The 12,595-nt window shown below is 40.9% G+C and carries 16 protein-coding genes; 13 read left to right on the top strand and 3 right to left on the bottom strand.

Going from position 1 to position 12,595, the window contains the following annotated elements:
* Positions 1-37: 37 nt before the first annotated feature.
* The 6 genes from Aru01_RS10755 (at position 38) to rdgB (ending at position 6,030) form a co-directional block, all read left to right on the top strand.
* Positions 38-721 (top strand): Fe2+-dependent dioxygenase, encoded by a 684-nt coding sequence (locus Aru01_RS10755; protein WP_016654945.1) that lies wholly within the window; start codon positions 38-40, stop codon positions 719-721.
* Positions 722-1,049: 328 nt separating this feature from the next.
* A complete protein-coding gene (gene leuA / locus Aru01_RS10750) occupies positions 1,050-2,741 on the top strand; it encodes a 2-isopropylmalate synthase (RefSeq protein WP_016654943.1) in 1,692 nt (563 codons plus the stop codon).
* A gap of 144 nt (positions 2,742-2,885) precedes the next feature.
* Positions 2,886-4,046: a homoserine O-succinyltransferase MetX gene (metX, locus tag Aru01_RS10745; RefSeq protein ID WP_040331036.1), complete on the top strand. Its 1,161-nt coding sequence runs from the start codon at positions 2,886-2,888 to the stop codon at positions 4,044-4,046.
* Complete coding sequence (metW, locus tag Aru01_RS10740) at positions 4,046-4,639, top strand: methionine biosynthesis protein MetW (RefSeq protein ID WP_016654941.1); 594 nt, start codon at positions 4,046-4,048, stop codon at positions 4,637-4,639. The genes metX and metW overlap by 1 nt, the downstream gene beginning before the upstream one ends.
* A complete protein-coding gene (locus Aru01_RS10735; protein WP_016654940.1) occupies positions 4,636-5,229 on the top strand; it encodes a tetratricopeptide repeat protein in 594 nt (197 codons plus the stop codon). Before metW ends, Aru01_RS10735 begins: the two co-directional genes overlap by 4 nt.
* Positions 5,230-5,397: 168 nt before the next feature.
* Complete coding sequence (gene rdgB / locus Aru01_RS10730; RefSeq protein WP_016654939.1) at positions 5,398-6,030, top strand: RdgB/HAM1 family non-canonical purine NTP pyrophosphatase; 633 nt, start codon at positions 5,398-5,400, stop codon at positions 6,028-6,030.
* 9 nt (positions 6,031-6,039) lie between these two features.
* On the opposite strand, the gene Aru01_RS10725 is transcribed toward rdgB, so the two are convergent.
* Complete coding sequence (locus Aru01_RS10725) at positions 6,040-6,921, bottom strand: AEC family transporter (protein ID WP_016654938.1); 882 nt, start codon at positions 6,919-6,921, stop codon at positions 6,040-6,042.
* A gap of 155 nt (positions 6,922-7,076) precedes the next feature.
* Here Aru01_RS10725 and tatA point away from each other — a divergent pair, with 155 nt between their 5' ends.
* Genes tatA through tatC form a run of 3 tightly spaced genes read left to right on the top strand, consistent with a single transcriptional unit; the run spans position 7,077 to position 8,580 of the window.
* Entirely contained in the window at positions 7,077-7,304 is a 228-nt protein-coding gene (tatA, locus tag Aru01_RS10720) for a Sec-independent protein translocase subunit TatA (protein ID WP_016654937.1), read from the top strand.
* Between the two features lie 20 nt (positions 7,305-7,324).
* Entirely contained in the window at positions 7,325-7,777 is a 453-nt protein-coding gene (gene tatB, locus Aru01_RS10715; protein WP_016654936.1) for a Sec-independent protein translocase protein TatB, read from the top strand.
* 8 nt (positions 7,778-7,785) lie between these two features.
* Complete coding sequence (tatC, locus tag Aru01_RS10710) at positions 7,786-8,580, top strand: twin-arginine translocase subunit TatC (protein WP_228128713.1); 795 nt, start codon at positions 7,786-7,788, stop codon at positions 8,578-8,580.
* Between the two features lie 28 nt (positions 8,581-8,608).
* Here the strand turns inward: tatC and Aru01_RS10705 are convergent, their stop codons facing one another.
* Entirely contained in the window at positions 8,609-9,403 is a 795-nt protein-coding gene (locus tag Aru01_RS10705; protein WP_016654934.1) for an NRDE family protein, read from the bottom strand.
* A 93-nt stretch (positions 9,404-9,496) separates the two neighbouring features.
* On the opposite strand from Aru01_RS10705, the gene lgt reads away from it, so the two are divergent.
* The 3 genes from lgt to Aru01_RS10690 all read left to right on the top strand — a co-directional run bounded on the left by lgt (position 9,497) and on the right by Aru01_RS10690 (position 11,219).
* Positions 9,497-10,321 carry a prolipoprotein diacylglyceryl transferase gene (lgt, locus tag Aru01_RS10700; RefSeq protein WP_016654933.1) on the top strand — a complete coding sequence of 275 codons (825 nt, stop codon included), beginning with the start codon at positions 9,497-9,499 and terminating at the stop codon, positions 10,319-10,321.
* Positions 10,322-10,428: 107 nt separating this feature from the next.
* The gene (locus Aru01_RS10695) at positions 10,429-10,812 is read left to right on the top strand and encodes a hypothetical protein (RefSeq protein WP_040331034.1); all 384 of its coding nucleotides are present in this window, start codon (positions 10,429-10,431) and stop codon (positions 10,810-10,812) included.
* A 32-nt stretch (positions 10,813-10,844) separates the two neighbouring features.
* Positions 10,845-11,219: a hypothetical protein gene (locus Aru01_RS10690; RefSeq protein WP_016654931.1), complete on the top strand. Its 375-nt coding sequence runs from the start codon at positions 10,845-10,847 to the stop codon at positions 11,217-11,219.
* A 20-nt stretch (positions 11,220-11,239) separates the two neighbouring features.
* Here the strand turns inward: Aru01_RS10690 and Aru01_RS10685 are convergent, their stop codons facing one another.
* A complete protein-coding gene (locus Aru01_RS10685) occupies positions 11,240-11,821 on the bottom strand; it encodes a hypothetical protein (RefSeq protein WP_016654930.1) in 582 nt (193 codons plus the stop codon).
* Positions 11,822-12,229: 408 nt separating this feature from the next.
* Here Aru01_RS10685 and thyA point away from each other — a divergent pair.
* On the top strand, positions 12,230-12,595 hold a 366-nt coding region (gene thyA, locus Aru01_RS10680), incomplete at its 3' end, for a thymidylate synthase (RefSeq protein WP_042111343.1).

The raw sequence follows: 12,595 nt of genomic DNA, 5'->3' as shown, positions 1-12,595 counted from the left end.
GCTGTTTTTATATTTATATCCATAAGTAGGTGCTATTTTGATTCATCATATTCCAAGCGTCCTCAGCAAAACACAAGTTGAATATTTTCGTAGCGAAATGAATAAAATTGAGTGGGTCAACGGTAAGGTGACTGCTGGCACGCTCTCTGCGACGGTAAAACATAATCAACAACTACCAGAAGATCATCCTTTAACGCACCAACTCAGCACCATTATTTTAGAACAACTCGGACAGCACCCTTTATTTCTTTCTGCAGCCATTCCACTGGATATAATCCCGCCTTTGTTTAATCGTTACGAAGCTGGCGAAGCTTTTGGTAAGCACGTAGATAATGCCATTCGACGCATTCGTGGCAGCAATGATCGTTTAAGAACGGACTTATCTTGTACATTGTTCTTGTCTGAACCAGAAGAATATCAAGGTGGTGAATTAGTGATTGAGGACACTTATGGTTTTCATGACATTAAATTACCAGCAGGTGACCTAATTCTTTACCCAGCGAGCAGCCTACATGAAGTAACTGCAATTACAGAAGGTTGCCGTGTTGCTTCATTTTTTTGGGTACAAAGTATGATCCGTGATGATGCCAATCGTCATATGTTATTTAACCTTGACCAAAGCATACAAAAACTGCGCGCCACGCTCGGTGATCAACATGCAGAAGTGATCCAACTTACCAATATCTATCATAATTTAATTAGAAAATGGGCAGAGCTTTAACGCACTGCCCTGCGCATTTCACTTCAATTACTGTTTATTTTTCATATGCTCAAGATTTTTATCGAATCTCATTGACACTGCTGTGCTTATGTCGTAATTTTATCGGTATGAATAAATATCCAGCTATTCTCGCCCTCCTCCCAATGGCAAGCAGCACCCTCAGCTTGCAGCTTATGCTGCGCCTTGCGCGCACATAATAATTTTGCCATTTTGGCACTCGCCCCCTAGATTAAAGTTTAAACGCATTTTAAATAGAGACCATATATATTGTCGCCTATCGCTCATCCCCGAGATCTGAGTTTTTTTAGGTGACACAAGGAGTTCTGCAATGATGTTGGCTGATCCAAGTAAAAAATACCGTCGTATGTATCAACGTGTCGAGTTAACCGACCGCCAGTGGCCAAATAATGAAATTACCCAAGCGCCCATCTGGATGAGTACTGACCTTCGTGATGGGAACCAAGCAATTTTTGAGCCGATGAACATTGAACAGAAATTTAAAATGTTCCAAATGTTGGTCAAAATTGGTTTTAAACATATTGAAATTGGTTTTCCTTCAGCATCACAAGTGGACTTCGACTTTACACGTAAGTTGATTGAAGAAAACTACATTCCAGATGACGTCTACATCGAAGTATTGGTACAAGCACGTGATCACTTAATTGAACGTACTTTTGAATCATTGGCTGGTGCAAAACGCGCAATTGTCCATATATATAACTCCAACTCGCCAACTTTCCGTCAAAAAGTATTAAACGTAGATGTTGCGGGTGCAAAAGCTTTGGCTGTGAATGCAGCAACTAAAGTCAAACAGTATGCAGCACAGTACCCTGAAACTGAATGGATTTTCCAATACAGTCCAGAATGCTTTACTGCAACTGAACTTGAAGTTGCCAAAGATGTTTGTGATGCTGTCACAGAAATCTGGGAAGCATCACCTGACAATAAAGTCATCTTGAACTTACCAGCAACAGTCGAAGTTTCATCTCCAAATGTCTATGCAGACCAAATCGAGTGGATGCATCGTAATATTGAGCGTCGTGATGGTGTATTGATTTCTGTACACTGTCATAACGACCGTGGCTGTGGGATCGCTGCATCTGAGTTAGCGATTATGGCAGGTGCTGACCGTGTTGAAGGCTGTGTATTTGGTAATGGTGAACGTACTGGTAACGTCGATGTTGCTGCAATTGCCTTAAACATGTACACCCAAGGCGTAGCACCTCATTTAGATTTTTCTAATATCAACGAAGTCATTGCTACTATTGAAGAATGCACAGGTTTACCTGTACATCCACGCCATCCGTATGCAGGTGACTTAGTCTTTACTGCATTCTCAGGCTCTCACCAAGATGCAATTAAGAAAGGTTTTGAATTCCAAAAAGATCAAGATATTTGGGACATGCCTTACTTACCAATCGATCCAAAAGACTTGGGCCGTGATTACGATGCAGTGATTCGTGTTAACAGCCAATCAGGTAAAGGCGGTATTGCATATCTTTTAGAATCACACTACAACGTCGTGTTGCCACGTCGCTTGCAAGTTGAATTTTCACAAGTGGTACAACAGGTCACAGATGAAGAAGGCTCTGAAATTACTGCACAAGAAATCTGGAAATTATTTAAAACAACTTACGTAGAAAGTAAAACGGGTTATTACAACGCGAAAAGCTACAAGTTGTCAGATCACAACGGCAATCAATTCATTGAGCTTGATATCGAAATCAATGGTGAATTGCAAAAGCTTAGCGGTGAAGGAAACGGTCCAATTTCTGCCATCTTAAATGCGCTTGATTTACCAATCGATGTTTTAAACTATGAAGAGCGTGGTATTAGCTCAGGTGCAAATGCAAAAGCACTCGCTTTGATTGAAGTTCAAGTTAAAGGTACTGGACGTTCAGCATTTGGTGCTGGTGTACATGACAACATCGTGACTTCATCTATCGAAGCAATTATCGCTTGTATCAACCGTTTGGTTGCACAAGGCGTACTTCAATCATCGGCTCAAGCAACGGCTTAATTTGCTTTAGCTGTATATTGGCTTAATCAGCAGGCGTGTATGAAACAGGCCTGCGCTATGCAATAAATGACTTTGGAAAGGATATCGCTGGTGATATCCTCTTTTACATATTGATATTCTTACATTTTAAGGCAAATAATGACTGTGTCCTACCCAACTGACTCAGTGGGATTAGTGTCCCCGCAAAAATTTCAGTTTGAACAACCTTTATCCTTGGAGTGTGGTCGAATGTTACCGCGTTTTGAGATGATGGTTGAAACTTATGGCACACTCAACGCCGATAAATCGAATGCAATTTTAATTTGTCATGCTTTATCTGGACATCATCATGCTGCGGGTTATCATGATGCCAATGATAAAAAAACTGGTTGGTGGGATGCCTGTATTGGCCCTGGTAAAGCTATTGATACCTCAAAGTTTTTTGTTGTAGCAATCAACAATATTGGTGGCTGTCATGGTTCTACAGGCCCGACATCTCCAAATCCTGAAAATGACAACCGCCCCTATGGTCCAGACTTCCCCTTAGTCACCGTTCGTGATTGGGTTAAAACTCAAGCGATGCTTTCAGATCGTTTAGAAATCCAAACTTGGTATGCTGTAGTTGGTGGTTCTTTAGGGGGTATGCAAGCCTTACAATGGTCACTGGACTATCCTGATCGTTTACAAAAATGTGTGATCATTGCCAGTGCACCTAAACTTTCAGCACAAAACATTGCCTTTAATGAGGTCGCACGTCAGTCGATTTTATCTGATCCCGACTTTCATGATGGACGTTATTTAGAAAAAGACAGTTACCCAAAACGTGGGCTAATCTTAGCGCGCATGGTTGGGCACATCACCTATCTTTCTGAAGAAGCCATGATGCAAAAATTTGGTCGAGATTTAAAATCAGGCAAATTTATGTATGGTTTTGATGTCGAATTCCAAGTAGAAAGCTATTTGCGCTATCAAGGCGAACGTTTTAGCCGTAACTTCGACGCCAATACTTACCTGATCATGACCAAAGCACTTGATTACTTTGATCCTGCACGTGAATACGAACAATCACTTAAAGCAGCTATGGCCAACACTCAGTGTAAATTCTTAGTTATTTCATTTACTACGGATTGGCGCTTTAGCCCTGAACGCTCACAAGAGATCGTTGATGCGCTGATCAGTAATCAAAAGCCTGTCAGTTATCTAGATATAGATGCAGAACAAGGACATGACTCATTTCTATTCCCGATTCCTTTATATGTTAAATCATTGCAAGCATTTCTAGCTGGAAAATCGCAGGCTCAAACATCAACGCAGGAGCAGGCATAATGCGTATAGATCATCAACTGGCTGAAAAGTGGATTAAACCGAATTCTACCGTTTTAGACTTAGGTTGTGGTGATGGTGAAATGCTTGCCCATATGACCCAAAAGCACAATATTCGTGCATATGGTTTAGAAATTGATCAAGAAAAGATTGCAATTGCAGTGGGCAAAGGGTTAAATATCATCCAACAAGACTTAAATCTGGGCTTGAAACGCTTTGCAGATCAATCTTTTGACTATGTAGTCATGGCACAAGCTTTGCAAGCAGTTGATGCACCAGATGTTTTATTACGTGATATGGTTCGTGTTGGAAAACAAGCAATTATCACTTTCCCTAACTTTGCTTATTGGAAGACTCGTTCTTACTTGGCCTTGAAAGGGAAAATGCCCGTTTCCAAAGCTTTACCATATATGTGGTACAATACGCCCAATATCCATCTGTGTACTTTTAGAGATTTTGAAGCACTTTGTGCTGAGAACCGTATACAAATTATTAATCGACTTGCCGTGAATGGGAATCAGAAAGATAGCTTACTCAGTAAGTACAGCCCAAATTTGTTTGGTGAAGTCGCAATTTATCGAGTGAGTGCTCTATGAAGAAAATTTTATTAGGTAGTACCTTATTTTTTGGCATGCTCAGTATGCAAGCGCATGCTGACTATATTCCCCAGCAAAAACCTTCTACCTCAGCATTAGCTGCACAATATGCGCACATGCCAGTTCAAGACCTCTTTAAAGCGGCAAAATCTGGACAAGCAGCGGCACAGTTTTATTTAGCAACTCACTACCAACTCGGTCGTGAAATTCAAAAAGACGATAAGCAAGCATTTACTTGGTATAAAGCCGCAGCTGATCAAGGCATCTCTGCTGCACAGCTCAACGTTGGCCGTATGTATGCTGATGGTATTGGCGTTTCTAAAAACGAAACCTTAGCACGTCAATATCTTGAAAAAGCAGCAAGTCATGGTGACAACCGTGCCAGCTTTAACCTTGCGGTAATGGAAGAGCAAAAGAAAAACTATATTGGCGCTTACCAGTGGTATGAACTTTCTACCCGTGATGGCATGCTTGACAATAAAGTGATGAATATGTCTGAAACAAAGAAAACAGCTTTGGCTGCCAACTTAACTCAAGACCAAATCCGTACGGCACGTGAGCGTGCTGACCGTTGGATTCAAGCACAATAATTTCAATATTTTTGATTGAAGAACTAGAGCACCGAAACGGTGCTTTTTTTCTGACTCAATGACCACATTACACTCCCCTCCCAATTGAAGAATTCTGCTGTACCTGCTACAACGGCTTGCAGAAAATCATTTAAACTAAGCACATTAATTTTTTAGAGCATTTACGATATGTCAGCAACAGATTGGTTATCTCAAAGTCGTTTAATTTTAGCCAGTAATAACAAAGGTAAAATTACAGAGTTTGAACACCTATTTGAACAACTTAAGCTACCTGTACAAGTGATTGCACAAGGCCAACTTAACATTGAAGATGCAATTGAAGATGGTTTAAGTTTTGTTGAAAATGCCATTATTAAAGCGCGTCATGCTGCCAAAATCTCAGGTCATCCTGCAATTGCTGATGATTCTGGTCTATGTATTCCTGCCTTAGGTGGTGCACCAGGCATTTATTCAGCCCGCTATGCTGGTGAACATGGTGACGATGCAGCAAACAACACCAAACTTCTTGAAGATGTTAAAGCTTTACGTAAACCTGATCAGGCGCTTGAAGCTATGTTTGTTTGTGTCTTAGTACTTGTACAACACGCCGAAGACCCATTACCTCAAATTTTCCAAGGAATTTGGCATGGGGAATTACTTGAGGTTCCACGTGGAGAAAATGGTTTTGGTTATGATCCATTGTTCTGGCTTCCTGAACTTGGCTGTAGCAGTGCAGAATTGAGCAAAGCCGATAAGAACAAAATAAGCCATCGCGGCCAAGCAATGCAATTGTTTAAAGCCAGCCTCAATTCAGCACGTTAAAATTTGATATTACACACGTGATGCGAATAAATACCAAAGTGCAGCATAAAGCACAATCACAACGCAACTGACAATCGTACCAGCAGCAATATACTTCGCGGATGTTCCTGTTCCTTGATAATGGGTTTCCAAAGCGACGATATTGGCTGCTGGCGGTAGACAAAATAATAAGAAAATTACCGCGATCGATTGGTGTATGGCATCATTCTCAATAAACAAATACACCACAAGACAAAACAGCGCCCCACACAAGAGCTTAAATAACGCTATTTTACTGCTCAAAATCAAATCAGTCACATTGACCCGTGTATGTCTTAACCACATTCCAAGCACACACATCCCTGCAAAACTCATACCCCACTTCGAAACCAAATATGCCCAATCCATGTGTGCATGATGGGCCATGTGATCTACACCAAGTACCCGCAATATTGCCGCAATACATAAAGCAATGACAGGCGGTGAACGCAGTAACCCTTTGATCATGACGAGCGGAGGTTGTGCGGTTTGACTTACTGCTGACGTAGCCCAAATATTGCCAAATAATGATCCCCCAATATACAAAGCGATCATCGCACCACTCACTTCTGAACCAAAAATAGACATGGCAATGGGTAAACCTAACCAACCTATATTGGTATAGCTACAACATAGGGCCTGCAAACGATCTTTAAATAACAGCACATAGAGTGCATAAAGTGATACTGCTGCGAGAATACTCAAAGCAATCAGTGCAAGATGGCCCTCCTGATAGAACACCATGTTATATATGATTACAAAAGGAATCAGAATTTTCGCTAAGAGTGTCGATAACACTGTCTTAAGCTGGGCATGCCCTTTTACACTGGCTAAAGCCATACCACACAAAAAAGAGAACAGCGGAAAAAGCATTAACGGCAGCACCTAAGAAAAATCCAAGAAAGTTTAGCATGCTCCTTTTCCTTTTTGCTCGTCTAGTCCTTATGTCCCTAAATTGCAACATTAATGTCACGGCGTTGTCACGTTTTGCTGTTGATATAGCGGTTGATCAATTAGGAGTTTTTCTCATGGCTGGATTATCAATTTGGCATGTTGTGATTTTCGCAATCGTTGTAATTTTACTGTTCGGTACGTCAAAGCTTAAAAATTTAGGCAAAGATGTTGGTGGTGCTGTGAAAGATTTTAAAAAATCGATCAAAGAAGAAGAAACCACAACTACAGCTTCAATCAATGAGCCACGTACGCTTGAGCATCAAACAACGAATAGCGATGTAAACTCAACGGTAAAACAATAATAAACTGGTGAGGTAAGGCTATGCTTGATGTAGGTTTTTCTGAACTTCTGGTGTTTGGTGTCATTGCCCTCTTGGTACTTGGACCAGAAAAGCTCCCAGAAGCCGCACGCTTTGCAGCCAAGTGGTACAGTAAATTTAAACGTGCAATTAGTAGCGTGCAAAATGATATTGACCGCGAATTACGCTTGTCTGAACTACGTGAACAAATGAATCAAGAAATGCAACGTATTCATGAGCTTGAAGAAAAGATGCAGCGGCAAATGCAAGAATTACAACAACAAGCAAATCAGCCACTCGTCACAGAACCAGAGATCACACCGCAACCCAGTAGCTCACAATACCAATATATTGAACAGACTATACCTATGTTGTATGTACCACAGATCTGGTTGCAATATCACAGTTGCAGCAGTGTTCTGATTCTTTGCACCAACACCCCACATGTAGTTCCCGAATTTCAGGTAGCAGTATGAGTGATACCATGAGTTCCCAAACTCAGCCACCAGCTTTGCATGATCCATCTGCAACAGAGCAAGCGACTTTAGAAGAAATGCCAATTACCAAGCATTTGGTGATCCTACGTAAACATCTTTTTAAAATCGTTGCTGTGCTCTTAGTTTTATTTTTCTGCTTACTTCCTTTTGCCAATAAGACTTATAGCACCTTATCCGCTCCGCTTCGTGCGCAGTTACCCGCTCAATCTACGATGATTGCAACGGATGTTACTGCCACTTTTATGGCTCCCTTTAAACTCAACTTTTTCGTCGCGATTATGTTGGCCATGCCATTTATCATTTATCAGCTTTGGGCCTATATCAAACCCGCCCTCTACGAAAAAGAAAAGAATTTAGCCATCCCATTATTATTAGGTAGCATTAGCCTGTTTTATGCAGGCATTTGTTTTGCATACTTTGTTGCCCTTCCTTCAATTTTGCACTTTTTTATCAGTGTTTCTCCTGATACTGTCGCACCCATGACTGATATCAATAGCTACTTAACTTTCTGTTTAAAGCTCTTTTTGGTCTTCGGCCTGACCTTTGAAATTCCTATTATTACTTTGGTACTGATTTTAATCGGTATTGTTGATACGAAGACTTTGGCGGAAAAAAGACGCTTTATTATCGTAGGCTGTTTCTTTGTTGCAATGTTTGCAACCCCACCTGATGCCTTATCCATGATTATGCTGGCTATTCCAATGTGGATGCTGTTTGAACTGGGTCTATTGCTAGGTAAACTCATTGAAAAACGCAAGGTAGATCCTACTGAAGCAACATAATTAAACTCAACTGTTTTATCTGCCGACTTTAAGTCGGCTTTTTTTCAGACCAAATCGTATTGATGGTTCGAATCTCACCTTGGGCTGCCCCATACTGAGTTTTCTCCAACCAACTCCACCCCTCTTGGCTCATTCTGAGCAAGTTTGAGCATCTCGTTCCATAATTTGGACTTTGTATAAATGTCGAGGACAGTAACAATTCAAACGCTGTATCTATACCCGTTTGTGGTAGTTGGTCGATCTCAACCTTACGTTGGTCTTGCAGTAAATCCCAAGCCAATTGTTGAATTGTTGCTTCAGGAGTATGTTCAAGCTGTAGCAATGGCAAAAATTCTTGAGTAAATCGTTTGCGTAAATGTCGTGTTTTAACCCAATCATCTGACAAAATTCCATTAGATAAGGTATATACGCCTGCAGCCAGTACCTGTGGTGGTTCTCCTCGATTACTGATATAAACAGCTTGTCGACGATCACCAATAAATAAATTAAACCCCGCGTAATCACACTGGTGCTGCTCTAATTGCTGGGCAAAACGTAAAGGTAATTGATCTGACTCAAGAAACTGTTGCAACAAATGGCCACGTGAAGTGGCATACTGCTGCTGTTCTCGTGCATCGCGATAATTTGTAATAATCGCCCACCGCCCTGTCTTCGTCACACCAAGCCATGTACCTCCTGATTGCAAATCTTGTCCTGCAATAATCTGACTATTGGGCCAAAAATCGATCTGAGCACTTGGTCGATGATAAAACTCATCACGATTCGAGATTAGGCAAAGCGGCAGTCCATCTAAAACCTGCCATGCCAATGCAACTATACACATCGCGTAATTCCTATGACTTTACACATTGAATGTACAACATTTTTCATATGATTAAGCTAAAATCTGTGCAAAACAGAATATCAAGGATCTTGAATGCTGACCTATCCGAACATTGACCCGATTGCATTATCCTTGGGTCCAGTCAAAGTACATTGGTATGGACTTATGTACCTCTTGGCATTTCTATGTGCTTGGGGACTTGCAAGTTATCGTGCGAAACAGCGTGATCATTGGTCACCAGAGATGCTCTCCGATTTAATATTTTATGGGGCAATGGGGGTGATCCTCGGTGGTCGTTTTGGCTATGTATTGTTCTACGAGTTTGATAAATTCTTAGCTGATCCTATTTGGCTCTTTAAGATCTGGACGGGCGGAATGAGTTTTCATGGTGGCTTCCTTGGAGTCATGATTGCCATGCTGTTCTGGTGTCATAAATACAAAAAGACTTGGTTTGAAACCTTAGACTTTATCGCACCTTGTGTTCCAACTGGACTAATGTTTGGTCGTCTAGGTAACTTCATTGGTGGCGAGCTTTATGGACGCCCAGTCACGGATCCAAACTTCGCTTTGGGCATGATCTTCCCAACTGATCCACTACAGTTAATCCGTCACCCCTCACAGATCTATCAAGCGCTTTGTGAAGGCCTAATACTGTTCATTGTGATTTGGTGGTTTAGTAGCAAACCTCGCCCACGCATGGCTGTATCTGCCGTTTTCTTAATGGGTTATGGCTGTGCTCGTTTCTTCATGGAGTTCTTCCGCGAGCCTGATGCAGATCAAGGCTTTATCTTACTAGGCTGGGTCACTAAGGGACAGTTATTGTCACTTCCTATGATATTAGTAGGGCTCTGGATGATCTGGTACGCCTACCAGAAAAAAATCTTTGACTGGGGTCCTCAGAAAAATACCTCTGTATAAAGTGATACCAAACACTTAAGGGGAAAGCATTCATGCTTTCCCCTTTTTTATATGTATAGAACAGACATATGTTAAAGTACTTTTCATCTTATTTACTTGATATCACTATGCTTGAATTCTGGTTTGATACGACTATTTCTGTCACAAAGAAACTGATGCTTTTTGTCTTGATCGCGCTGCTGACCATCGCACTTTATCTCAATCAACCCCTTGATCTCGCTTCAATCCTTATGTTTACTGGGACAGGAATTATTTTCCTAATTTGTCGCTATATGAAATTGCATTTTGCCCAGAAAAATCCAACAGGTTTACTCTATCGCCTGTTGACATGGATACCTGTTGCGTTGATTTTGGCTTTGATTTTAAAAAATATACAAACTGGTGAGATTCTACTCCCAGGTGCACAAGGCATAGGCTTTATGGCTTTGGCTGTCTGTTTTTTCTCACCGATGTCTTTACTCAATCGCACAAAGACCACTGGCTCAACCTAAGATTTAATTGCTCAACGCACAAGGCACAGTTCATGCTCGATTTTTGGTATTCAGCACGTTGCACACGGCAAGTTAAACTCTTGCTCTGTATCGGCACCTTTATACTTTTATACTACTGTGCAAAGTTGCAGGAAATACCGCGCGGTGTAGCATTATTTAGCCTATTGCTTGGCTGTGCAGTGCATTTGATTTATCAAATCCGCTTACACTCAAAGCTCAGAAAATATCTGTCTTACTCGACTTGGTTATATCTTGGTTTAGGTCTTATTGCTGTTGGACTGATTATTTGGCTGCCTGAGGTGAATAAATCACTCGCAGCGATACAAATCATTGGCTATAGCTTGCTCGGCTTTTTTCTAATTTCTATTTATAGTCAGCGCAGTCGTCGGAGCGCTCCCAACACCTAGACTCAAGTTTGTATCAGCTGTTATGAAGTTAAACGATAGTAAGTGTAAGTTACGTTTTCTTCTTTATAAACATCATGACTGCGTTGCTGAAAGTCTGAAACCCATGCTGAACCAGAAAAACCAGCAATATGCCCATAACGATGTTTTGCAGTACGATTAATAATATAAATATCGCCTTCATGGGGCTGATCAAATGCTGGGCTAATTTGCTTATAACCAATCTTGAGCAATGTATTACCCCAATCAGCCGCTGCAATTGGATGATCACTAAATTTAGCACCAGCACTCTCTAGCGCTAGACGAATACTACGTGCACAGCGTCTTGAACTGCTGGTTGCAGAAATATTTTTTAAACGTTGTGTAAATTTATCGATATTTACAGAAATGCCATTCTGAATACTTTCAAAAGAATATTTTGTGCTGAAATAAGATGGGTTTTGATGATTATTGTCGTTTGTAGCTGGAGTTGTTGTTTTTGTTGAATTAGTAAATTCTAAATAAGCTTTTGCTTCGGGAGTATAGTGGTTAACAACGAGATGTTCTGCTGCGGGTTCAACGATTGAATGTAGGTCCGACACATAAGGGTTATAGTCTATAAGCATTGTTAACTCTCAAGTTTCATTCTAAATACTCACTGTCCTCAAGTATGAAAAGACATACTGTAAACACGAGCAAATAATTTCAAGCCTGAGATACTAACCGACTATCAAGAAAAGCCAACCCTTTAAAATGTAAGGAAACTTGTAATTTTGACTTTAATATCATTTAACTTTTTATTTAAAAAAAATTTTTTTTGATAATATTAAAGCCTACTCTTTGGCCATAACGCTCACTTATTGAACAATAATTCAATCTTACTCACTCAAACTGCGCAAAAAGATGGGACGCTTAGTTTGAGTTGATCGTACCGATACGCTATAAAATCCAAGCTGCTTTTAGTATACTGATTCGTTCCTAAAAATAGATCTGCATAGCAATTATGCATACCCTCAGTGGAGTTTAAAACGTTTATGCAAGTGTACCTCGACCTTCTACAACATATCCTCGATCAAGGCGCAGACAAGGGTGACCGTACAGGTACAGGGACGCGTTCAGTCTTTGGACACCAAATGCGTTTTGACCTTTCTAAAGGATTTCCGCTGTTAACGACCAAAAAAGTCCATTTCCGCTCGATTGCCATTGAGCTCCTCTGGTTCCTCAAAGGTGATACTCATGTGCAGTATCTACAAGACAACAAAGTTACGATTTGGGATGAATGGGCTACGGCTGAACAAACTGCGCGTTTTGGCCGTCCTGAAGGTGAGCTGGGCCCTGTTTACGGTCATCAATGGCGCAACTTCGGCGCGACTAAAGATGCTGATGGCCGTTATGCACAA

Origin of the sequence: Acinetobacter rudis, assembly GCF_000829675.1 — a bacterium.
Taxonomy (GTDB): domain Bacteria; phylum Pseudomonadota; class Gammaproteobacteria; order Pseudomonadales; family Moraxellaceae; genus Acinetobacter; species Acinetobacter rudis.
This window is presented reverse-complemented; position numbering and strand designations above follow the sequence as displayed.

What these genes read in the sequence shown, in the direction of transcription:
- metW (WP_016654941.1), top strand. Translation starts at nt 4,046, where the DNA reads ATGCGTATAGATCATCAACTGGCTGAAAAGTGGATTAAACCGAATTCT.
- tatC (WP_228128713.1), top strand. Translation starts at nt 7,786, where the DNA reads ATGAGTTCCCAAACTCAGCCACCAGCTTTGCATGATCCATCTGCAACA.
- leuA (WP_016654943.1), top strand. Translation starts at nt 1,050, where the DNA reads ATGATGTTGGCTGATCCAAGTAAAAAATACCGTCGTATGTATCAACGT.
- Aru01_RS10735 (WP_016654940.1), top strand. Translation starts at nt 4,636, where the DNA reads ATGAAGAAAATTTTATTAGGTAGTACCTTATTTTTTGGCATGCTCAGT.
- Aru01_RS10705 (WP_016654934.1), bottom strand. Translation starts at nt 9,403, where the DNA reads ATGTGTATAGTTGCATTGGCATGGCAGGTTTTAGATGGACTGCCGCTT.
- rdgB (WP_016654939.1), top strand. Translation starts at nt 5,398, where the DNA reads ATGTCAGCAACAGATTGGTTATCTCAAAGTCGTTTAATTTTAGCCAGT.
- Aru01_RS10725 (WP_016654938.1), bottom strand. Translation starts at nt 6,921, where the DNA reads ATGCTTTTTCCGCTGTTCTCTTTTTTGTGTGGTATGGCTTTAGCCAGT.
- Aru01_RS10685 (WP_016654930.1), bottom strand. Translation starts at nt 11,821, where the DNA reads ATGCTTATAGACTATAACCCTTATGTGTCGGACCTACATTCAATCGTT.
- lgt (WP_016654933.1), top strand. Translation starts at nt 9,497, where the DNA reads ATGCTGACCTATCCGAACATTGACCCGATTGCATTATCCTTGGGTCCA.
- tatA (WP_016654937.1), top strand. Translation starts at nt 7,077, where the DNA reads ATGGCTGGATTATCAATTTGGCATGTTGTGATTTTCGCAATCGTTGTA.
- Aru01_RS10695 (WP_040331034.1), top strand. Translation starts at nt 10,429, where the DNA reads ATGCTTGAATTCTGGTTTGATACGACTATTTCTGTCACAAAGAAACTG.
- Aru01_RS10690 (WP_016654931.1), top strand. Translation starts at nt 10,845, where the DNA reads ATGCTCGATTTTTGGTATTCAGCACGTTGCACACGGCAAGTTAAACTC.
- tatB (WP_016654936.1), top strand. Translation starts at nt 7,325, where the DNA reads ATGCTTGATGTAGGTTTTTCTGAACTTCTGGTGTTTGGTGTCATTGCC.